The 22,444-nt window shown below is 65.3% G+C and carries 16 protein-coding genes and 1 pseudogene; 6 read left to right on the top strand and 11 right to left on the bottom strand.

The features are described from left to right. Nucleotides 1–72: 72 nt before the first annotated feature. On the bottom strand, nucleotides 73–627 hold the full coding sequence (locus X265_RS06465) for a c-type cytochrome (protein ID WP_128964052.1): 555 nt from the start codon (nucleotides 625–627) through the stop codon (nucleotides 73–75). 220 nt (nucleotides 628–847) lie between these two features. Here X265_RS06465 and X265_RS06460 point away from each other — a divergent pair, with 220 nt between their 5' ends. Together X265_RS06460 and X265_RS06455 are read left to right on the top strand one after the other, a co-directional pair. Beyond that, nucleotides 848–1,588 (top strand): 3-deoxy-manno-octulosonate cytidylyltransferase, encoded by a 741-nt coding sequence (locus X265_RS06460; protein WP_128964051.1) that lies wholly within the window; start codon nucleotides 848–850, stop codon nucleotides 1,586–1,588. A 21-nt stretch (nucleotides 1,589–1,609) separates the two neighbouring features. Beyond that, nucleotides 1,610–2,470 (top strand): prephenate dehydratase, encoded by an 861-nt coding sequence (locus X265_RS06455; protein WP_128964050.1) that lies wholly within the window; start codon nucleotides 1,610–1,612, stop codon nucleotides 2,468–2,470. Nucleotides 2,471–2,596: 126 nt separating this feature from the next. On the opposite strand, the gene X265_RS06450 is transcribed toward X265_RS06455, so the two are convergent. After that, nucleotides 2,597–3,613: an LLM class flavin-dependent oxidoreductase gene (locus X265_RS06450; protein ID WP_128964049.1), complete on the bottom strand. Its 1,017-nt coding sequence runs from the start codon at nucleotides 3,611–3,613 to the stop codon at nucleotides 2,597–2,599. Between the two features lie 391 nt (nucleotides 3,614–4,004). On the opposite strand from X265_RS06450, the gene metF reads away from it, so the two are divergent. After that, a complete protein-coding gene (gene metF / locus X265_RS06445; protein WP_164938446.1) occupies nucleotides 4,005–4,925 on the top strand; it encodes a methylenetetrahydrofolate reductase [NAD(P)H] in 921 nt (306 codons plus the stop codon). Between the two features lie 7 nt (nucleotides 4,926–4,932). Then, nucleotides 4,933–8,784 carry a methionine synthase gene (metH, locus tag X265_RS06440; protein ID WP_128964047.1) on the top strand — a complete coding sequence of 1,284 codons (3,852 nt, stop codon included), beginning with the start codon at nucleotides 4,933–4,935 and terminating at the stop codon, nucleotides 8,782–8,784. A gap of 263 nt (nucleotides 8,785–9,047) precedes the next feature. Here the strand turns inward: metH and X265_RS06435 are convergent, their stop codons facing one another. After that, on the bottom strand, nucleotides 9,048–9,677 hold the full coding sequence (locus tag X265_RS06435; RefSeq protein WP_128964046.1) for a glutathione S-transferase family protein: 630 nt from the start codon (nucleotides 9,675–9,677) through the stop codon (nucleotides 9,048–9,050). 155 nt (nucleotides 9,678–9,832) lie between these two features. Between X265_RS06435 and X265_RS06430 the strand changes: the two genes are divergently transcribed. Continuing rightward, complete coding sequence (locus X265_RS06430) at nucleotides 9,833–10,780, top strand: threonine/serine dehydratase (protein ID WP_128964045.1); 948 nt, start codon at nucleotides 9,833–9,835, stop codon at nucleotides 10,778–10,780. 132 nt (nucleotides 10,781–10,912) lie between these two features. On the opposite strand, the pseudogene X265_RS41240 reads toward X265_RS06430, so the two are convergent. From X265_RS41240 to X265_RS06385, 8 genes and pseudogenes are all read right to left on the bottom strand, one after another. Then, nucleotides 10,913–11,032, bottom strand: a pseudogene (locus tag X265_RS41240) (GNAT family N-acetyltransferase); the annotation flags it as partial. A 37-nt stretch (nucleotides 11,033–11,069) separates the two neighbouring features. Further along, the gene (gene glpK / locus X265_RS06420) at nucleotides 11,070–12,575 is read right to left on the bottom strand and encodes a glycerol kinase GlpK (protein ID WP_128964044.1); all 1,506 of its coding nucleotides are present in this window, start codon (nucleotides 12,573–12,575) and stop codon (nucleotides 11,070–11,072) included. A 251-nt stretch (nucleotides 12,576–12,826) separates the two neighbouring features. Next, nucleotides 12,827–13,600, bottom strand: a complete 774-nt coding sequence (locus tag X265_RS06415; RefSeq protein ID WP_128964043.1) for an SDR family NAD(P)-dependent oxidoreductase — start codon at nucleotides 13,598–13,600, stop codon at nucleotides 12,827–12,829. Nucleotides 13,601–13,763: 163 nt separating this feature from the next. Further along, nucleotides 13,764–14,906, bottom strand: a complete 1,143-nt coding sequence (gene pimD / locus X265_RS06405) for a pimeloyl-CoA dehydrogenase small subunit (protein ID WP_128964041.1) — start codon at nucleotides 14,904–14,906, stop codon at nucleotides 13,764–13,766. Between the two features lie 183 nt (nucleotides 14,907–15,089). Continuing rightward, nucleotides 15,090–16,280: a pimeloyl-CoA dehydrogenase large subunit gene (pimC, locus tag X265_RS06400; RefSeq protein ID WP_128964040.1), complete on the bottom strand. Its 1,191-nt coding sequence runs from the start codon at nucleotides 16,278–16,280 to the stop codon at nucleotides 15,090–15,092. A 17-nt stretch (nucleotides 16,281–16,297) separates the two neighbouring features. Then, a complete protein-coding gene (locus X265_RS06395; protein WP_128964039.1) occupies nucleotides 16,298–17,485 on the bottom strand; it encodes an acetyl-CoA C-acyltransferase in 1,188 nt (395 codons plus the stop codon). After that, nucleotides 17,482–19,158 carry a dicarboxylate--CoA ligase PimA gene (gene pimA / locus X265_RS06390; protein WP_128964038.1) on the bottom strand — a complete coding sequence of 559 codons (1,677 nt, stop codon included), beginning with the start codon at nucleotides 19,156–19,158 and terminating at the stop codon, nucleotides 17,482–17,484. The genes X265_RS06395 and pimA overlap by 4 nt, the downstream gene beginning before the upstream one ends. A gap of 145 nt (nucleotides 19,159–19,303) precedes the next feature. After that, nucleotides 19,304–21,400, bottom strand: a complete 2,097-nt coding sequence (locus tag X265_RS06385) for a 3-hydroxyacyl-CoA dehydrogenase NAD-binding domain-containing protein (RefSeq protein ID WP_128964037.1) — start codon at nucleotides 21,398–21,400, stop codon at nucleotides 19,304–19,306. A gap of 131 nt (nucleotides 21,401–21,531) precedes the next feature. Between X265_RS06385 and X265_RS06380 the strand changes: the two genes are divergently transcribed. Beyond that, nucleotides 21,532–22,398, top strand: a complete 867-nt coding sequence (locus X265_RS06380; RefSeq protein ID WP_164938976.1) for an IclR family transcriptional regulator — start codon at nucleotides 21,532–21,534, stop codon at nucleotides 22,396–22,398. Nucleotides 22,399–22,444: the final 46 nt, after the last annotated feature.

The following is a 22,444-nucleotide window of genomic DNA, read 5'->3' as shown; positions in this document are numbered from 1 at the left end:
GCGAGGCCCGGACAGGGAAACGGCCAGGCTTTGGGGCCTGGCCGCATGTCCGAGATCGAAGATTGAAGCGCCTTATTTCGCCGCAGTCGGGAGCGGCTTCGGGTTGTCGGAGAGGCTGTTCAGGTAGGCAAGGACGTCGGCGCGCTCGCTATCCTTCGGGATGCCGGCGAAGCCCATCGCGGTGCCGGGGATGTCGCCCTTCGGATTGGCGATGAACTTGTTCAGCTCGTCGATGGTCCAGGTGCCCCCCTTGGCCTTCATCGCGGCCGAGAAGTTGAAGCCGTTGCGGCCTTCACCGCGGTGGTCGCCGACGATGCCGTAGAGGTTCGGACCGACGCGGTTGGGACCGCCCTTCTCGAAAGTGTGGCAGGCGGCGCACTTCTTGGCGGCGGCGGCGCCCTTCTCGACGGAGGCGGTCTGGAGCAGCTTTTCGATCGGCTCGGAGGAGGCAGCGGCCGCGGGCGCGCCGCCCTTGTCGCCGGCCTCTTCCTTCACGGCGATCTCGAAGCCCGGCTTTTCCGGCATCTTGGGCGAGAACAGCGCATTCGCGGTGAAGCTCGTCACCAGCAGGATGAGACAGGTGCCGAGCACGGCACCGAGAATCTTGTTGAGTTCGAAAGAGTCCATTTCCGGCTAGGCCCCACACCGCAAGAAGGAAAAAGCGGCCGGGCGGCCGCCAGGACGAGCCTCGGGAGAATCAAAAGCGTTCCTGATTGTTTCCCCGAGTTTTGCCATTGAGATATCGGTTTGCCCGGGGTCTGGCAACCCGTATAAGCGGTCCCGCTTTCAGCCCGTCCCCACCCATTTCTCGGTGCGGAAAACGCTCCGTTTCCAGGCCCTTGAACTGATGACTGATTCCCGCATCCTGGTGCTGATCCCGGCCCGCATGGCCGCCACCCGCCTGCCCGGCAAGCCGCTCGCCGATATCGCGGGCCTGCCGATGATCGTCCATGTGATGCGGCGCGCCGTGGCGGCCGATATCGGCCGGGTCGCGGTGGCAACCGACACGGCGGAAATCGCCGCAGTCGTGACCGCCCATGGCGGCGAGGCCGTGATGACCCGCCCGGAACACCCTTCGGGCTCCGACCGCATCCACGAGGCCATGCAGAAGCTCGATCCGGCGGGGAAAGCCGAAATCGTGGTCAATCTCCAGGGCGATTTCCCGACCATCACGGTCGACAACATCCGCGAGGTGCTGCCGCCGCTGAAAGACCCTGAAGTGGACATCGCCACGCTGGCCTCACAGATCCATACCGAGGAGGAGGACCTCGCCCCGAGCGTCGTGAAGGCGATCGGAACCTCGCTCGGTGGTCGGCGCATGCGCGCACTTTATTTCACCCGCGCGACCGCGCCGACCGGCGACGGACCGCGCTACCATCATATCGGCCTCTACGCCTATCGCCGCGCCGCCTTGGAGCGTTACGTTTCGCTGCCGCCCTCGCCGCTGGAATTGCAGGAGAAACTCGAGCAGCTCCGCGCGCTGGAGGCCGGGATGCGCATCGACTTCACCATCGTCGATACCGTCCCCCGCGGGGTCGACACGCCGGCGGACCTCGAGACCGCCCGCGGCATCCTTTCCAAATCCTGAGCCGCTGCTACAAGGCCGACCATGAGCAAGCTGAAAATCGCATTCCAGGGCGAACCTGGCGCCAATTCCCACATCGCCATCGTCGAGGCCTACCCCGAGGCCGAGCCGATGCCCTGCGCCACTTTCGAGGACGCGCTGTCGGCGATCTCCTCGGGCGAGGCCGATCTCGGCATGATCCCGATCGAGAATTCGGTCGCCGGCCGCGTCGCCGACATCCATCATTTGCTGCCGGCCTCCGGCCTCTTCATCATCGGCGAATGGTTCTTGCCGGTCCGGCATCAGCTAATGGCGGTGAAGGGGACCAGGCTCGAGGACATCAAGAGCGTCGAGAGCCACGTCCACGCACTCGGCCAGTGCCGCCGCGTCATCCGCAAGCTCGGCATCAAGCCCATCGTGCACGCCGATACCGCCGGAAGCGCCCGCGACATCTCCGAGCGTAACGACAAGACCGTCGCTGCGATCGCCTCGCGCCTCGCCGCAAAGATCTACGGCCTCGACATCCTCGCCGAGGACATCGAGGACGAGTCCCACAACACCACGCGCTTCGTGGTGCTGGCGCGCGAGCCGAAATGGGCGCCGCAAGCCTCCGGGCCGCTGGTCACCACTTTTGTATTCCGGGTGCGCAACCTGCCCGCGGCGCTCTACAAAGCGCTCGGCGGCTTTGCCACCAACGGCGTCAACATGACCAAGCTCGAAAGCTATATGGTCGACGGCAATTTCTTTGCCACGCAGTTTTACGCCGATGTCGACGGCCATCCTGAAGACAAGGGCCTTGCTTTCGCGATCGAGGAGCTGAAATTCTTCTCGCGCGAATTCCGCATCGTCGGCGTGTATCCGGGCCACCCGTTCCGCGCGACGTTCAGCGAGACGCAGCAGGATTGAACTCGCGTCCCGGACGCGCGAAGCGCGAGCCGGGACGCGAGAGGCTGCGACGCTCGGGGCTGCGATGGGCACCGGCTCAGCAGCGCATCACTGCGTGCTGCGCTACGTCCGGGGCACGGGAGCAGCTCACGCTACCTGCTTCACAAGCCCGAACGCCTCGGCCAGCAGCGCATACGACTTCTTCCGCGCCTCGTGATCGTACACGGCCGTGATCACCATCAATTCGTCCGGCCTGCTCGCCTCGATCAATGGCTGAAGCTTTCTCTGCACCGTCGCTGGATTGCCGACGAACAGGCGCGAGCGGTTGCGTGCGATCGAGACCCGCTCGGCCTCGGAGTAAGGATAGGCCAGCGCCTCCTCGACGCTCGGCAGCGGCAGATATTGGCCGCGGTCGCGGCGCAGGCGGTTGAGATCGAACGAGGCGGCGAGCTTTTCGGCCTCCTCGTCGGTGTCCGCCGCGATGACAGCCGCGGCGAGGATCGCGTGCGGGGTTGCCCGCCAGGCCGAGGGCTGGAAGCGGTTGCGATAATGCACCATCGCATCGACCGCATCGTGGGATGCGAAGTGATGTGCGAAGGCGAAGCCCATGCCGACTTGCGCCGCGAGCTCCGAGGAATAGTCGCTGGAGCCGAGCAGCCAGATCGGCGGCAACGGACTGTCATCCGGCATCGCGACCACGGTGTGATAGGGGTGGCCTGCGGGAAACTCGCGGGTCTCCCACAAAATCAGCTCATGCAGCCGCTCCAGAAAATCGTCGCCCTCGCGGCGATCGAGCCGGCTGCGAAGCGCATAGGCCGTGGCACCATCAGTCCCCGGCGCGCGGCCGAGGCCGAGGTCGATACGGCCGGGAAACAATGCTTCCAGCATCTTGAAGCGCTCGGCGACCACCAGCGGGGCGTGGTTGGGCAGCATCACGCCTCCGGAGCCGACGCGGATGTGCTTCGTCACAGCCGCGATCTGCCCGATCATCACGTCGGGCGCCGGGCTAGCGACCGAAGCGAGGTTGTGATGCTCGGCGAGCCAGTAGCGGACATAGCCGAGCCCATCGACATGGCGTGCCAGGTCAATGCTGTTGCGCAGCGCGGCAGCGGGCTTTGTGCCGGTGGTGACGACGGACAGGTCGAGGACGGAGAGCGGGATCATGGCGGGCTAAGGTAGTGGAGGGGCGCGCGGCGGCAATGGGCCGTTGGCGCAGGTCTGGCGCGCGTCGCGAGCCCGGGCCACCGCCGTCCAACCTGTCGTGGTGGGACCAAAACAGCGAGTTAAATCTTAGTTTCACATTGCCCATCCGCTAATCTCGTTCAGCAAGGCAACGCGAAACAAGTAAATTATTGAATTATATGAATTATTATCTATATACCGCCCTTCCCACCGACAGGTCTACCACCACTATAATTTTACGCTTCTGGCCTAAAGTGGGCCACTTCCCACACCCGATGGGCTGTCGAGTGCGACGGCTTTGGCTTATTTTGGCACCTTGAGACCTGACCGTCGGCCGCCGAGGCTTAGCGATATTCCTGGAGTGAGTGGTGCCATGACCGACCTGACGACGTCCGCGACAGCCGACGGGCAAAACGGGCACCTGAAGCGGCCTGCGATTTCATTCGAGTTCTTTCCGCCCAAGACGGAAGAGATGGAACGCAATCTCTGGGAGACCATCAACCGGCTGGCGCCGCTCGAGCCGAAATTCGTCTCGGTGACCTATGGCGCCGGCGGCTCGACCCGGGAGCGCACTCACTCGACCATCGCGCGCATCCTCAAGGAGACCGCGCTGCTGCCGGCGGCGCATCTGACCTGCGTCGGCGCCTCGCGCGGCGAGATCGACGAGATCGTCGATCGCTACCACGAGATCGGCGTCCGCCACATCGTGGCGTTGCGCGGCGATCCCGCCGGCGGCATCGGCACACCCTACTCCAGCCATCCCGACGGCTATCAGAGCTCCGCCGACCTCGTCGCGGGAATCAAGAAGCGGCACGCCGACATCGAAGTGAGCGTGTCTGCCTATCCCGAGAAGCACCCCGAGGCGCGCGACTTCGACGCCGATATCGATACACTGAAGGCCAAGGTCGATGCCGGCGCGACGCGCGCGATCACGCAAGTCTTCTTCGATAACGACTTTTACTTCCGCTATCTCGACCGCGTCCGTGCCCGCGGGATCAACATTCCGATCGTGCCGGGCATCATGCCCATGCACAATTTCAAGCAGGCGCGCAATTTCGTCACCCGGAACGGCACCAGCGTGCCAGACTGGCTCGCCGCGAAATTCGAGGGTCTCGACAACGACGCCGAGACCCGCAAGCTGGTGGCAGCAACCGTCGCCGCCGGCCAGGTGCAGAAATTGGCAAAGCACGGCGTCGATACCTTCCACTTCTACACCATGAACCGCGCCGATCTCGTGTTCGCGATCAGCCATCTGCTCGGCATCCGCGCCAACAGCGCGCAGAAGGCAGCGTAAAGACACCATGACCGTATCTCCCTCGCCCAAACGAATTGCCCTGCTCAACGCCGCGCGCGAGCGCATCCTCGTGCTCGACGGCGCCATGGGCACGATGATCCAGAACCTGCAACTCGACGAGGCCGCCTTTCGCGGCGAGCGCTTCAAGAATTTCCATCGCGACCTGCGCGGCAACAACGACCTGTTGATCCTGACCCAGCCGCAGGCGATCGAGGACATCCATGCGGCGTATTTGCGCGCAGGCGCCGACATTGTCGCCACCAACACCTTCTCGACGACTTCGATCGCGCAGGCCGACTACGACCTCACCGACATCGTCTACGAGATGGCGCGCGAAGGCGCCCGTCTCGCCGGCAATGCCGCCCGCCGCGTCGCCGCCGAAGACGGCAAGCCGCGCTTTGTTGCCGGCGCCATCGGTCCCACCAACCGCACCGCCTCGATCTCTCCTGACGTTTCCAATCCCGGTTATCGCGCCGTCACCTTCGACGACTTGCGCAAATCCTATGGCGAGCAGATCCGGGGCCTGATCGACGGCGGCGTCGATCTCTTGCTGGTCGAGACCATCTTCGACACGCTGAATGCCAAGGCGGCGCTCTACGCGATTGCCGAGATCACCGAAGAGCTCGGCATCGACATGCCGGTGATGGTGTCGGGCACCATTACCGACAAATCCGGCCGCCTGCTCTCGGGCCAGATGCCGGAGGCGTTCTGGAATTCGGTGCGGCACGCAAAACCCGTCACCATCGGCTTCAACTGCGCGCTCGGTGCGGAAGATCTGCGCGCGCATATCGCCGATATCGGCCGCGTCGCCGATACGCTGGTTTGCGCCTATCCGAACGCCGGCCTGCCCAACGAATTCGGCCAGTATGACGAGACGCCGGAATATATGGCCCGCCTGATCGGCGAGTTCGCCCGCGACGGCCTCGTCAACATCGTCGGCGGCTGCTGCGGCACCACGCCGGATCATATCGCGGCGATTGCCGCAGCGGTGGCCCCGCACAAGCCGCGCATCGTGCCGGAGATCGAACAACGCTTGCGGCTCTCCGGCCTCGAGCCGTTCGTGCTGACGGACGCGATCCCCTTCGTCAACGTCGGCGAGCGCACCAACGTCACCGGGTCGGCCCGCTTCCGCAAGCTGATCACCGCGGGCGACTACACCGCGGCACTGCAGGTCGCACGCGATCAGGTCGAGAACGGCGCGCAGATCATCGACGTCAACATGGATGAGGGGCTTCTGGATTCGGAAGCCGCGATGGTGACCTTCCTCAATCTCGTCGCCGCCGAGCCCGACATCGCCCGTGTCCCCGTGATGGTCGACTCTTCGAAGTTTTCGGTGATCGAGGCGGGCCTGAAATGCGTGCAGGGCAAGCCGGTCGTCAACTCGATCTCGATGAAGGAAGGCGAGGAGAAGTTCATCCACGAGGCCAAGATCGCCCGCCGGCACGGCGCGGCCGTCGTGGTCATGGCGTTCGACGAGGTCGGCCAGGCCGACACCTTCGCGCGCAAGACCGATATCTGCAAGCGTGCCTACGACATCCTGGTGAACAAGGTCGGCTTCCCGCCCGAGGACATCATCTTCGATCCGAATATCTTCGCGATCGCGACCGGCATCGAGGAGCACAAAAATTACGGCGTTGACTTCATCGAGGCGACGCGGTGGATCCGTCAGAACCTGCCGGGCGCGCACATCTCGGGCGGCGTCTCCAACCTGTCGTTCTCGTTCCGCGGCAACGAGCCGGTACGCGAGGCCATGCACTCGGTGTTCCTGTATCACGCCATCAAGGCCGGCATGGACATGGGCATCGTCAATGCCGGGCAGATGATCGTCTATGACGATATCGATCCCGAGCTGCGGCAAGTGTGCGAGGACGTCGTCCTCAACCGGGACCCGAATGCCTCCGAGCGACTGCTGGCGCTGGCGGAGAAATTCCGCGGCAAGAAGACGGAAAGCAAGGAAGCTGATCTCGCCTGGCGCGAATGGCCGGTGGAGAAGCGGCTGTCGCATTCGCTGGTCCACGGCATCACCGAGTTCATCGAGCAGGACACCGAGGAAGCCCGCAAGAACTCCTCGCGTCCGCTCGACGTAATCGAAGGTCCGCTGATGGCCGGCATGAACGTGGTCGGCGACCTCTTCGGCGACGGCAAGATGTTCTTGCCGCAGGTGGTGAAGTCCGCCCGCGTGATGAAGCAGGCGGTTGCCTACCTCATGCCGTTCATGGAAGAGGAGAAGGCGCGCAACCTGGCAAGCGGTATCGGCACCGAGGGCTCCTCGTCTGCCGGCAAGATCGTGCTCGCGACCGTGAAGGGCGACGTCCACGACATCGGCAAGAACATCGTCGGCATCGTTCTCCAGTGCAACAATTACGAGGTGATCGATCTCGGCGTCATGGTGCCGGCAGCCAAGATCGTCGAGACCGTGAAGGCCGAGAAGGCCGACATCGTCGGGCTGTCGGGCCTGATCACCCCCTCGCTCGACGAGATGGCGTTCTTCGCCGGCGAATTGCAGCGTGAGGGCCTGAAGCTGCCGCTGCTGATCGGCGGCGCCACAACGAGCCGCGTGCACACCGCGGTGAAGATCGACCCGAGTTATCGCGCCGGTCCCGTCGTCCACGTCAATGACGCCAGCCGCGCCGTCGGCGTCGCCTCCTCACTGCTCTCGCCCGAGAAGCGCGAGGCCTATGCCGCCGAGGTGCGGGCCGAATACGCCAAGATCTCGGAGGCGCATCTGCGTGCGCAGGCCGACAAGAAACGGCTGAAACTGGCGGACGCCCGTGCCAACCGCGTGCCGGTCGATTTTGCCAAGAACAGGCCGGTGAAGCCGACCTTCCTCGGCATCAAGAGCTTCGACGATTACGATCTCGCCGAGCTCGTGCCTTGCATCGACTGGACGCCGTTCTTCCAGACCTGGGAGCTCGCCGGACGCTTCCCTGCGATCCTCGACGATGCCAAGGTCGGCGAGGTCGCGCGCTCGCTCTATGACGATGCGCGCAAGATGCTCGACACCATCGTGAGGGAGAAATGGTTCCGGGCGCGCGCGGCGATCGGCTTCTGGCCGGCGAATGCCGAAGGCGATGACATCGCGGTCTACGCCGACGAGAACAGGACCAAGCGGATCGCGACGCTGCACACGCTGCGCCAGCAGCTCGAGAAGCGCGAGGGCCGCTTCAACGCCGCGCTGTCTGACTTCATCGCGCCTTCGGGCGTGCCCGACTATATCGGCGGTTTCGTGGTCACCGCGGGGATCGGCGAGGACGCGGTTGTCGACCGCTTCAAGATGGCGAACGACGATTACTCCTCGATCCTGTGCAAGGCGCTGGCCGATCGTCTGGCCGAAGCCTTTGCCGAGCGGATGCATGCCCGCGTGCGCCGCGAGTTCTGGGCCTATGCGCCCGACGAGGCGCTCTCCAACGAGGATCTGATCCTCGAAAAATATCAGGGCATCCGCCCCGCGCCCGGCTACCCCGCCCAGCCTGATCACACCGAAAAGGCGACGCTGTTCGAACTGCTGGATGCGGAAGCAACCGCCGGCGTGAAGCTGACCGAGAGCTTTGCGATGTGGCCGGGCTCCTCGGTGTCGGGGCTCTATTTCGCCAATCCCGAGAGCTATTATTTCGGCGTCGGCAAGATCGAGCGCGACCAGGTCGAGGACTACGCTGCGCGCAAGGGGATGACGGTCGCCGAGACCGAGCGCTGGCTTGCGCCGGTGCTGAACTACATCCCGTCGCAGCAAGGGGCCGACAAGGCGTTCACTGCAACGCCCGCGAACGACGAGGCTTCGAACGACCTCGCCTCGCATCCGCCGGGCTGCACCTGCGCGGTGCATCTCGTCTGGCAGAAGAAGCGCGCGGGCGCGGGATAGGCGCGCCTCGAAAGCGAAAGTCGAAAACAACCCCATGCACAGTAGGGATGGGGTTTGAAGCGGCTGGCGATTTTTCGGTATTGTCGAAAATCGCTTGCTCCGTCGGGCAAAACAGGTGTATCAAGGCAGGATCGGCCACCTTGCCACCGTCGTCATTCCGGGGCGCGCGGAGCGCGAGCCCGGACTCCATCGTGCGGCGGTGACGTGAAGAAATGGATTCCGGGCTCGCGCCAAGGGGCGCGCCCCGGAATGACGGCAGCGCCTCACCCCTTCGGCGGCGCCAGCGGCTGCACGATCTCCTTGAACGGTGGCAGCGCCTCGCAGCGCTCGGCGTGCGCAGACAGCGCCGGGTAGCGTGCCGCGTCGAACAGCTCCAGATGCGCCTCGCGGGTGAAGCGGACGACGCAGGCAACCGCAATGTCGGCGTGACCGATGCGGTCACCCAGCCAGTACGGCGTCGTCACCTTCGCGCGCTCGGCTTCCAGCACGGCGAGCACGTCGCCGATCTGCGCCTGGCAGCGCTCGACCCACAGCGCGAGCTGCTCCTTGCGCAGCACGCGCTCGTAGAGCAGGCTGACCGCCTTGTCGCCCAGGCCAGTGGCGAGCGCGCAGATGCGCAGGTGCCTGCGGCGCTCGGCGCCACTGCGCGGCAACATCGCCTTCTCCGCGCCGACGAGCTCGTCGAGATAGTCGAGGATGATCGTGCTCTCGATCAGCGCCTCGCCGTCGTCGAGCACCAGCGTCGGCACCCGGCGCAGCGGATTGTACGGCGCGATCCTGTCGGCATCGCCGAAGGTCGACCACGGCTTGTGCTCGAAAGCGAGCCCATAGAGCCGCAGCGCAATCGCGACGCGGCGGACGAAGGGGGAATCATATTGGCCGATCAGGAACATGGTTCTCGCTCTTCTCAGTCGCTGGATGAGGCGGGGCCGATCAGTTTCCGCGAGAAGATCGGCGCGGCGCAAGGACGATGTTGGAAATGGAGCATTGCAGCTAATGCAAGCGCCCCGCGACAGCGTCGCCCCGATGCGCTATCACGGACGACATCATGACAGCGACATCAGACATCAATCGCGAGCGGATTGCGGCGACCGAGGCCGTCATTCGCCCGCACATCAGGCGCACGCCGTTGCTTGCGGCCGACCTCGCCGATTTCGGCCTGCCGGCAGCCCCGGTCAGCTTCAAGCTCGAACTGTTGCAGCATTCCGGATCGTTCAAGGCGCGCGGCGCGTTCGCCAATCTGCTGCTGCGGCAGGTGCCCGAAACGGGCGTCGTCGCGGCCTCCGGCGGCAATCACGGCGCGGCGGTCGCCTATGCGGCGCAGCGGCTCGGCATTCCCGCCACGATCTTCGTGCCCGACATCACCTCGCCCGCCAAGGCCGAACGGATCAGAGGCTACGGCGCCGGGCTCGTGATCGCGGGCAACCGCTACGCCGATGCGCTTGCCGCCAGCGAAGCGCATGTTGCGCGCACCGGCGCGATGGCCGTGCACGCCTATGATCAGCCCGAAACCTTGCTCGGCCAGGGCAGTGTCGGATTGGAGCTGGAGCAGGACGCACCCGATATCGACACGCTGCTGGTCGCCGTCGGCGGCGGCGGGCTGATCGGCGGCATCGCGGCGTGGAGCGCCGGCAGGACCCGCATCATCGCCGTGGAGCCGGAGCAATCGCCGACGCTGCACAGCGCGTTCGCGGCAGGCGCCCCGGTCGACGCGCCAGCCGGCGGCCTCGCCGCCGACAGCCTCGCGCCGCGGCGCGTCGGCGAATTGATGTTTCCCATCGCGCGCGCGCACGTCGAGCGCGTCGTGCTGGTCAGCGACGATGCGATCCGGCAGGCGCAGGCCGCGCTATGGTCGCGCCTGCGGCTGGTCACTGAACCCGGCGGCGCGGCCGCGTTCGCAGCACTGCTCTCGGGGCGTTATCAACCCTCGCCCGGCGAGCGGATTGCGGTGCTGCTCTGTGGGGCGAATACGACGGCGGTGAATTTCGACGGATAGAGGGGGCTATGGTTCCCACACTCCGTCATGCGAGCGCAGCGAAGCAATCCAGAATCTTTCCGCCGAGACAGACTGGATTGCTTCGTCGCAGGGGCACCCCGCAATGACGTCCGGAGGGAGCCGCGTAGCCCGCTATTCGATGATCGGCACATGCTTCGCTGCATCGCGCGGCAGCGTGCCGTCGAGCCGCGGATCATCGGCCACCTCGATCTGGCGGCGGAAGGGGCGGAAGCCGGAGCGCTGGTAGCGCGCCGACCCGTTGACTCCGTCCGGGGCTACAAGAGTCCGCCTACCCCTCCCCCTCGTCGCTCGCGAGCACGCCCTTCACCGCGCGCGCCCAGCCGGCGAGCTTTCGTTCGCGCGTCGCTTCGCTCATGTTCGGCTTGAAGCGGTGCTCGAGGCGCCAATTGTCGGCAAATTTGGTCGGCTCGGGATAGACGCCGGCATTGAGGCCGGCGAGATAGGCGGCGCCGAGCGCCGTCGTCTCCTGGATCACGGGACGGTCGACCGGCGCGTCGAGCAGATCGGCGAGGCGCTGCATGGTCCAGTCGGAGGCGGTCATGCCGCCGTCGACGCGGAGCACGACGCTCGCGGTTTCCGAGCTCGGCCAGTCCGCGCGCATCGCGGCCCAGAGGTCGAAGGTCTGGTAGCAGACGCTCTCCAGTGCCGCATGCGCGAGCTCGGCGGGGCCGGTGTTGCGGGTGAGGCCGAACAGCGCGCCGCGCACGCGCGGATTCCAGTACGGCGCGCCCATGCCGACGAAAGCAGGCACGAGATAGACGCTCTGCATCGAGTCCGATTGATCGGCGAGAGGTCCGGTTTCCGCGGCGTGCTTGATGATGCCGAGACCGTCGCGCAGCCATTGCACCGCCGAGCCTGCGACGAAGATCGAGCCTTCGAGCGCATAGGTGCGCTTGCCGTCGAGCTGGTAGGCGACGGTGGTGAGCAGCTTGTTCTTGGAGACGACAGGCGTGGTGCCGGTGTTGAGCAGCGCGAAACAGCCGGTGCCGTAGGTCGACTTCATCATGCCCGGGCGGAAGCAGGCTTGGCCGATGGTCGCGGCCTGCTGGTCGCCGGCGATGCCGGAGATCGCGATCGGGCCGCCGAACAAGTCGGGCGTGCTCTCGCCGAAACGGGCGGAGGAATCCTTCACTTCCGGCAGCATCGAGCGCGGCACGCCGATGATTTCCAGGAGCTCGTCGTCCCACTGGCCGGTATGGATGTTGAACAGCAGCGTCCGCGAGGCGTTTGTGGCGTCGGTGGCGTGCACCTTGCCGCCGGTCAGGCGCCACAGCAGGTAGCAATCGACGGTGCCGAACATCAATTCGCCGCGCGCAGCACGCGCCCGCGCGCCGGGAACGTGGTCGAGGATCCAGGCGACCTTGGTACCGGAGAAATAGGGATCGATGATCAGGCCGGTCTTCTGCGAGATCAGGGGCTCGCGGCCCTCGGCCTTGAGTTTCGCGCAGATGTCGGCGGTGCGGCGGTCCTGCCAGACGATGGCCCGGTGCACGGCCTGGCCGGTCGCGCGATCCCACACCACGGTGGTCTCGCGCTGGTTGGTGATGCCGATCGCGGCGATGTCCTTTGCGGTGATGCCGGCCTGCTCGATCGCCTGGCGGCACACCATCACGGTCGAGGTCCAGATGTCCTCCGGCTCGTGTTCGACCCAGCCCGAGGCCGGAAAGTGCTGCGGAAACTCGGCCTGCGCCTTCGCCGCGATGGAGATGTCGCCGCGAAACACGATCGCGCGCGAGGAGGTGGTGCCCTGGTCGATGGCGAGGACGAAAGACATGGCGGTTTACCTTGGCGTTGCCCTGGAGGGGTCATTGTGTCGCGCCAAAGGGAGCGGATTGGAGCCGGAAGGTCAATACCAGCGGTGCGGCCTTGTTTCACCTCGCCCCGCCTGCGGGGAGAGGTCGGAATTCGCGCGAAGCGCGGATTCCGGGTGAGGGGGTACAGGTCTCACGACGATCTCGTGCGCGGAGAGAGGCCCCTCACCCCAACCCTCTGCCCGTAAGAACGGGGCGAGGGAGTAGACCGCGCCTACACCGCCGCCGTGGTGACGCCGCCGTCGATGACGATGGTCTGGCCGGTCATGAAGCTCGACGCGTCCGAAGCGAGATAGGCGACCGCGCCGGCGATTTCGTCGGGCTCGCCGATGCGGCGCAGCGGCGTGGTGGCGGTGCGGCGCTTCAGGTTGGCTTCGTCTTCCCACAGCGCGCGGGCGAAATCGGTCTTGACGAGGCCGGGCGCGATGCAATTGACGCGGACGCCCTTCGGGCCCCATTCGCCGGCGAGCGAGCGGCATAGCGCAAAGTCCGCGGCCTTCGAGATACCGTAGGCGCCGATCACAGTCGAGCCACGCAAGCCCCCGATCGAGGAGATGATGACCACCGAGCCCTTGCCGCGCTCGGCCATTTGCGGGATCGCGAGCGCGGAGAGCCAGATGTTGCTCTTCACGTTCGAGCCCATGATCTTGTCGAAGGCCTCGTCGGTGATGTCGAGCAGCGGGCCGTAATACGGGTTCACCGCGGCGTTGCAGACGAGGATGTCGATCTTGCCGTAGTGTTTCGTGGCTCCGGAGATCAGCGCTTCGACCTCATTCTTGCGCGCGATGTTGCAGGGGATGACGGTGGCATCGCCGCCGGAGGCGTTGATGCCATCGGCGACCTCCTTGCAGGCCTCGGCCTTGCGCGAGGAGACCACGACCTTGGCGCCGAGCCTGGCGAGGAGTTCAGCCGAGGAGCGACCGATGCCGCGGCTGGAGCCGGTGACCACGGCGACCTTGCCGGTGAGATCGAACGGGGTGTTTTTCATGGGTGTTGGGCTCCTCTGATGCCGCTTGGTCAGTGTCATCGCCCGACTTGATCGGGCGATCCAGTGGTCCGCGGCGAAAGTTGCGTGAACGAACTGCTGCCGCGGAATACTGGATGCCCCGGTCCAGCCAGGGCATGACAGTCCTCGTGTGGTTCAGATCAACTCAAATCAACCCGCCCGAATCCGCGACGCGGCGCTGGTGGTAGTCGGTGTCACCAAAGGTGTTCTCGATCATGGTGAGGCGCTTGAAGTAGTGGCCGATTCTGGCCTCCATGGTCATGCCGATGCCGCCGTGGAGCTGGATCGACTGCTGGCCGACGAACTTGGCCGACTTGCCGATCTGCGCCTTGGCCGCGGCGATGGCGTTGGCGCGCTCCTTGGCGTCCTCGAAATCACCGGCCATGGTCGCGAACATCGACATCGAACGCGCCTGCTCGGCCGCGACGAACATGTCGGAGGCGCGGTGCTGCAGAGACTGGAACGAGCCGATCGCGACGCCGAATTGCTTGCGCGTCTTGATGTACTCGACCGTGGTCTTGAGCGATTCGTCCATCAGGCCGACCGCCTCGGCGCAGAGCGCGACGCGGGCTTCGTCCACCACGCGCTCGATCAGCGCGAGCGAGTCCTCGGGATTGCCGATCGCGGCATCGCTGCCGACCTCGACGCCGGTGAAGGTGATGTCGGCGGCGTGCAGGCCGTCCTGGGTCGGGTAGGACTTCTTCGTGACGCCCTTGGCATTCGCCGGCACCAGGAACACGCCGATGCCGCCCGTATCGCGGCGATTGCCCTTGGTGCGGGCAGTGACGACAAGCGTGTCGGCGTTCTCGCCGTTGAGCACGACGAATTTCTCGCCGTCGATCACCCAACCGTCGCCCTTCTTCTTCGCCGTCGTGGAGACGTCGAACAGATCGTAGCGCGAGTTCTTCTCGAGCTGGGCGAAGGCGAGCGTCTTGCTGCCGTCGATGATCCCGGGAATGTGCGCGGCCTTCTGCGCGTCGGTGCCGGCGTGGCGCAGGAAGCCGCCGCCGATCACGACCGTCGCCAGATACGGTTCGAGCACCAGCGCCTTGCCGAGCGCTTCCATCACGATCATGGTCTCGACGCCGCCGCCGCCGAAGCCGCCATCGGCCTCGCTGAAGGGTAAACCGAGCAGACCTTGCTCGGCGAGCTTGAGCCAGACGGCTTTGCTCCAGCCGCCCTTCTCCTTCATGTATTTCTTGCGGCTCTCGAAATCGTAGGAGTCGGTGAGCAGGCCGTCGATGCTTTCCTTGAGAAGCCGCTGCTCCTCGTTCAGATCAAAATCCATTTCTTTGGTTCCTCGTACCCGGACTATTTGGCTTCGTCATTCCCGGATGGCCCGAAGGGCCAGGCCCGGAATCCATTTCGCCTCAGCATATGGGGCCCGATGGATTCCGGGCTCGCGACGTCGTCGCGCCCCGGAATGACGGTGGAAACATTGCCCTCCCCGCCTCCGCGGAGAGGGAGTAGATCACAGCCCCAGCACCGCCTTGGCGATGATGTTGCGCTGGATCTCGTTGGAGCCGCCGTAGATCGAGACCTTGCGGTTGTTGAAGTAGCTCGGCGCGATCTGGGCGGTCCAGTCCATGGCTTCGTTCGAGCCGTCGTCGCCATGCACGTCGTAGGGCGCGGCGAACGGGCCGATCACTTCCATCAGGAGCTCGGTGGTGGTCTGCTGGATCTCGGAGCCCTTGATCTTCAGCACCGAGGAGGCCGGATTGGGCTTGCCCTTGCCGTGCTTGCCTTCGTCGGCGACGACGCGAAGCTGGGTCAGCTCGAGCGCCTTCAGCTCGATCTCGCAGGCTGCGAGCTTCTCGCGGAACGCCGGATCCTGGATGATCGGCTTGCCTGATGATTCGACCTTGCCGGCGAGATCGCGGATGCGGCGCAGCCGCTCCTTGGAGACGCCGACCCGGGCGATGCCGGTACGCTCGTTGCCGAGCAGGAATTTTGCGTAGTCCCAGCCCTTGTTCTCCTCGCCGATCAGGTTCTCGTACGGCACTTCGACGTCGTCGAAGAACACTTCGTTGACCTCATGGCCGCCGTCGATGGTCTGGATCGGGCGCACGGTGACGCCTTTCGACTTCATCGGGAATACGATGAAGGAGATGCCCATCTGCTTCTTGGCGGACGCATCGGTGCGGCAGAGGCAGAAGATCATGTCGGCGTGCTGCGCCAGCGTGGTCCAGGTCTTCTGGCCGTTGATGATCCACTTGTCGCCCTTGCGCTCGGCCTTGGTCTTCAGCGAAGCGAGATCAGAGCCCGAGCCCGGCTCCGAGAAGCCCTGGCACCACCAATCGTCGACATTGGCGATGCGCGGCAGGTACTTCTTCTTCTGCTCCTCGTTGCCGAAGGTGTAGATGACCGGGCCGACCATGCTGACGCCGAAGGCGAGCGGCTGCGGCGCCGGGTAGGACTGCAGCTCCTCGTTGAAGATGTAGTGCTGCACGGACGTCCAGCCCGTGCCGCCATACTGCGTGGGCCAATGGCTGACGCCCCAGCCCTTCTTGTTGAGGATGCGCCACCACGTCACCATCTCGTCCTTGGTGAGGTGACGGCCCTCGACCAGCTTGCGCCGCGTATCAGGCGGCACGTTGTCGCGGAAGAATGACCGCACTTCCTCGCGAAACGCCTGCTCTTCTTTCGTGAATGCGAGATCCATCGGATCCTCCCTTAGAATTACTGCAACACTTCGAACAAGCCGGCCGCGCCCATGCCGCCGCCGACGCACATGGTGACGACCGCATATTTGGCCTTGCGGCGGCGTCCCTCGATCAGGGCGTGGCCGGTGAGCCGCGCGCCGGACATGCCGTAGGGATGGCCGACCGCAATCGCGCCGCCGTCGACATTGATCTTGTCGGGGTCGATGCCGAGCTTGTCGCGGCAATACAGCACCTGCACCGCGAAGGCTTCGTTGAGCTCCCAGAGGCCGATGTCGTCGACGGTGAGGCCGTGGCGCTTCAAGAGGCGCGGCACCGCGAAAACGGGGCCGATGCCCATCTCGTCAGGCTCGCAGCCGGCGGACACGAAGCCGCGGAAGATGCCGAGCGGCTTGAGCCCGCGCCTGACGGCTTCCTTGTCGCTCATGATGACGGTCGCGCTGGCGCCGTCGGAGAGCTGGCTGGCATTGCCGGCGGTGACGGTGAAACCGTCGCCGCGCACGGGCTTGAGGCCCGCAAGGCCTTCAGCGGTGGTCTCGGGGCGCGGGCCTTCGTCCTGCGACAGCGTGACTTCCTTCATCGAGACAGTGCCGGTCGCCTTGTCGGTGACCGCCATCTGCGTCGTGATCGGCGCGATCTCGTCCCTGAACTTGCCGGCCTGCTGCGCGGCGGCGGTGCGGCGCTGGCTCTCCAGCGAATATTCGTCCTGACGTTCGCGCGAGATGCCGTAGCGCTTGGCAACGATCTCGGCCGTGTCGATCATGGGCATGTAGACCTCGCCCTTGATCTTGAGCAGCGCCGGGTCCTGGGCGTGGAAGCCGTTCATCTTGTCGTTCTGCACGAGGCTGATCGACTCGCCTCCGCCGCCGACCGCAACCTCGACACCGTCGAAGATCACCGAACGCGCGGCCAGCGCGATCGCCTGCAGGCCCGAGGCGCATTGCCGGTCGATGGTGGTGCCGGCGACGGTGACGGGAAGGCCGGCGCGGAGCAGCGCCTTGCGCGCGATGTTGCCGCCGGTCGCGCCCTGCTGGAGCGCAGCGCCCATCACGACGTCCTCGACCTCCTTCGGATCGACTTTCGCGCGCGCGACGGCTTCGCCGATGGCATGGCCCAGCAGCGTGGCGCCCTCGGTGGCGTTGAGCATGCCGCGATAGGCCTTGCCGATCGGCGTGCGGGCGGTGGAAACGATGACGGCGTCGGTCAAGAACGACCTCCTGGTTGGTTGGATTGTGATGGTTTTCGCTGCTGGCGCAATTCGTGGCGCGACAATTTGCCGACCGGCGTGCGCGGCAGATCGTCGACGAATTCGACCTCCGCGGGCAATTCATGCTTGCCGAGCTTGCCGGCGAGCTGGGCACGCAATTCGTCGAGCGAGAACGGCTTTGCGTCGGGCTTGAGCTTGATGAAGGCCTTTGCGGCCTCGCCGCGATAGGGGTCGGGAATGCCGAGCACGATCACCTCGTGCACGCCCGGAATGGTGTAGATCGCCTGCTCGATCATCTGCGGATAGACGTTGAAGCCGCCGGAGATGATCATGTCCTTCTTGCGGTCGACCAGGAAGAAATAGCCGTCGGTGTCGACATAGCCGATGTCGCCGGTGAGGAAGCGACCGTCGACGAAGGCCTCCGTGGACCCTTCCGGCTTGTTCCAGTAGCCTTTGGTGACGTTCGGGCCCTTGATGCGGATCTCGCCGACTTCGCCCGGCGGCAGCACGCGCCTGGGATCATCGAGCGCGACCACATCGAGCTCGATGCCGGGCAGCATCAACCCGATCGAGCCGGGCTTGTCGGGCCCGGTAGGCGGATGGCCGGTGCCGGGCGAGCAGGTCTCGGTCATGCCCCAGCCGCTCTTCAGCTTCTTGCCGACCTTGCGCTCGAAGAAGCTCGCGACCTCGACCGGCAGCGGCGCACCGCCGGAGCCAATGGCGGTGAGCGAGGAGAAATCGCGCTTGTCGAGATCGGGCAGCGCGGCGATCGCGATCCACATGGTCGGCACGCCCGGGAAGTAAGTGGCGCGCTTGACCTCGATGTCGCGCATCACGGCTTCGACATCGAAGCGCTGGTGCAGCGAGATCAGATTGCCGCGGCGGAGCGAGGACAGCAGCACGACGGTGAGCGCATAGATGTGGAACAACGGCAGCACGCAGATGACGCGCTCGACCACGTCGCCGCGCGCGGCCCGTGCCGGCTTGCCCCAGACGTCGTAGATCGACACTGCCGAAGTCAAATTGCCGTGCGTCAGCATGGCGCCCTTGGGCAGGCCGGTGGTGCCGCCGGTATATTGCAGCAGCGCGACGTCATCGACGGCAACAGCCGGCCATTGCGCTGGCAGCGGCGCGCCCTCGACGAAGGCCTTGAAGGTGACGATGCGGGGGTCACTCGGGATCGCCGCCTGCGGCGTGCCGACCCTGCCCCAATCATCATCCTCGCAGACGACGAGGCGGTCGATCAGCCCCTTCTCCAGGAATTTCAGCGCCGTCGGCAGCAGCGCCTGGAGGTTCGAGGTGACCAGCAGGCGCGAGCCCGAGTCGGAGACCTTGTGGGTCAGCGCGATCTCGCCGTCGAGCGGCGACAGATGCGCGACCCGGGCACCGGCCTTGAGCGCGCCGAAGAAATTGACGGGATGATCGGGCGTGTTGCCGAGGAACAGCGCGATCGACGTTCCCTGGCCGCAGCCGGCGCGCAGGAAGGCCGCCGCCGCGCGCTCGGCCATGCTCGCGAGCTCGGTATAGGTGATCGGACGATCGCGGAATTCCAACGCGGTGCGCGGGCCGTAATTTGCAGCCGCCGTCGCCAGCAGGTCAGGCAGCGTGCCCTGGGCGATGCTGTCGCCCCAATGCACGCCCTCAGGGTAAAATTGTTCGCCGGGATGGGTCATTCTCTGCATCACAATCCGTCGTCATTCCGGGGCGCGACGAAGTCGCGAACCCGGAATCCATCTGGCAGCGCACTCAGGGGCGAAATGGATTCCGGGCCTGGCCCTGCGGGCCATCCCGGAATGACGCCGAGAGTGCGCCATCCCATCAAGCCGCTTTCGACGCTGCGGCCAGTGATGCGAACGTCTTGCCTTCGGCAGCCAGCTTCTTCAGCAGCGGGGCAGGCTCGAGGCTCGGATCGTTGGTCTCCTTGGCGTAGACGGACAGACGGTCGGCGATGTGCTTGAGGCCGACGCTGTCGGCCCAGAACATCGGGCCGCCGCGGTAGATCGGCCAGCCGTAGCCGTAGAGCCAGACCACGTCGATGTCGGACGGACGCGCCGCGATGTTTTCTTCGAGGATCTTCGCGCCCTCGTTGATCATCGGATACATCATGCGCTCGAGGATCTCCTCGTCGCTGACGACGCGCTTCTTGCGGCCGAGACGCAGCAGCGTCTCGTCGATCAGCTTCTCGACCTCGGGATCCGGCAGCGGCGAACGGCTGCCGGCTTCGTACTTGTAGTAGCCCTTGCCGGTCTTCTGGCCGAAGCGGCCGGATTCGCAGAGCGCGTCCGCGATCTCAGACTTGATGCCGCGATCCTTGCGCGAGCGCCAGCCGATGTCGAGGCCGGCGAGATCGCCCATCGCGAACGGCCCCATCGGCATGCCGAACTTGGTGACGACGGCGTCGACCTGCTGCGGCAGCGCGCCTTCGAACAACAGCTTTTCGGACTGCTTGCTGCGCTGGGCCAGCATGCGGTTGCCGACGAAGCCGTCGCAGACGCCGACCACGACCGGCACCTTGGCGATCTTGCGCGCGATGGTGACGGCGGTGACCAGCGCGTCCGGTGCGGTCTTGTCGGCGCGCACGATCTCGCAGAGTTTCATCACGTTGGCCGGCGAGAAGAAGTGCATGCCGAGCACGTCCTGCGGACGCTTGGTCGCTTTCGCGATCTCGTCGATGTTCAGATACGAGGTGTTGGAGGCGAGCACGGCACCCGGCTTGACGTACTGGTCTAGCTTGCCGAACACCTCCTTCTTCACCGCCATGGTCTCGAACACGGCTTCGATGACGAGGTCGGCATCGCCGACATTCTCGATGCCGACGACGCCGTTGATCAGCGCCATGCGCTTGGCGGGCGCATCCGCGGGAATACCGCCGCGCGCAGCGGTCGCTTCCCAGTTCTTCTGCATGATGCCCATGCCGCGCTTGAGCTGCTCCTCGCCGGTCTCGATCAGGGTGACGGGAATGCCGGCATTGGCGAAGGACATCGCGATGCCGCCGCCCATGGTGCCGGCGCCGAGGATGGCGACGCGGTTGACGGCACGGCCCTTGGTGCCTTCGGGCACGCCTGCGATCTTGTTGGCCTCGCGCTCGGCGAAGAAGGCGTAGCGCTGCGCCTTGGACTGGTCGCTGGCGACGAGCTTGAGGAATCCCTCGCGCTCCTTCTTCAGACCTTCGTCGAAGGGCAGGTCAATGGCGTAGCCGACGGCATCGGCGGCCGCAAACGGCGCCTCGAGGCCGCGCGACTTCTTCGTCATGGCGGCGACCGCATTGGTGAAGATCGAGCGGTCGGCCTTGGCTGCCGCGATCTTGGAATCATCGTCGCGCAGGCGGCGCAGCGGACGCTTCTCGGCGAGCAGCTTGCGCACGAAAGCCTCGCCGCCCGAGGCCGGGCCTTCGATGATCTCCTCGATCAGGCCGCTCTTCAGCGCCTCAGCCGCGCCGATCGGATCACCCCCGACGATCATCTTGACGGCAAGTTCGGGACCGACCGCGCGCGGCAGGCGCTGGGTGCCGCCGGCGCCCGGCAGCAGGCCGAGCTTCACTTCGGGCAGACCGAGCTTGGCCTCCTTGACCGCGACGCGGAAATGACAGGCGAGCGCGACCTCGAGGCCGCCGCCGAGCGCGGTGCCGTGGATCGCGGCCACGACGGGCTTGGGCGAATTCTCGATCTCGGCGAGCACGTCATTGAGCGCCGGCGGCTTCGGCGGCTTGCCGAATTCCGTGATGTCGGCACCGGCGATGAAGGTGCGGCCGGCGCAGGTCAGCACGATGCCCTTGATGGCGGGATCGGCGACCGCGGCCTTGATGCATTCGAGGATACCGCCGCGGACTGCGGCACTCAGCGCGTTGACCGGAGGGCTGTCGACCGTGACGATCCCGACTTCGTCATGACGCTCAAGCTTGACCACTTCGCTCACGGTGTCCCTCCTTGGTGGGGAATTTACTTTTGTTCGATTTCGCGATGCGGAATTTAATTCCGCATCTTGACGGCAGGGTTATTTTGAAGCACGTGGCTTGTCAACGACTCCGCGCAAGAAGCAGATCAGGGATGAAGCGTACAGGAAAGAAGACAGCGACCGATCGGAATTTCGTCGTCGCGCTTTCCCGCGGACTGGACGTATTGCGCGCTTTCCAACCCAATGACGGCCTGCTCGGCAATCAGGAGATTGCGGCCCGCACCAATCTGCCGAAGCCGACCGTGTCGCGGCTGACCTACACGCTGACCAAGCTCGGCTATCTCGCGCCGGTTCCCCGCTTCGAGAAGTACCAGCTCACGCCGGCCGCGATGTCGCTCGGCTACGCCGCACTCGCCAATCTAGGCGTTCGGCACTTGTCCGAACCGTTCCGCGAAGAATTGATGCGCGCGACGGGAGGAGCCGTCGCCGTCGGCGGCCGCGACCGTCACAGCATGATCTATTTCGGACAGAGCCGCGGCAGCGAGACGGTGGGCGTGCAACTTGACGTCGGCTCCCGCGTGCCGATTGCAACCAGCGCGATGGGCCGCGCGTACTTCTGGGCGCTCGCGGAGGATGATCGCGCCGAGCTGTCGCGCGTCCTGCGCGAACATTACGGCAGCCGCTGGCCCAAGATGCGCGACGGACTGGAACGCTCCGGCGAGACCGTCGCGAAATACGGTTTCGCGATGTCGGTAGGCGATTGGCACGACGACATCGGCGCCGCAGGTGTCGCGCTCAAGCTCAATGACGGAACCGGACCTTACGCATTCAACTGCGGCGCACCTGCATTCCGCTTCACGGAAGAACGTCTCATCAACGACATTGGACCACGTCTGCTCGCGATGGTAAGGAACATCGAAGCGGTGCTTGGGGGTCTGGTGCCGCAATCCAAAAAAGAAATCAGCAAAAAGCTGAAACCAGGAGGAAAAGTTGCTCGTGTGGCCGAGGGGTTCAGATAGCCTTTGTGATCATCGGGAGCGGTCCGCATCGCTCCATCGCTCACTG

The organism is Bradyrhizobium guangdongense (genome assembly GCF_004114975.1).
Classification (GTDB): Bacteria; Pseudomonadota; Alphaproteobacteria; order Rhizobiales; family Xanthobacteraceae; genus Bradyrhizobium; species Bradyrhizobium guangdongense.
This window is presented reverse-complemented; position numbering and strand designations above follow the sequence as displayed.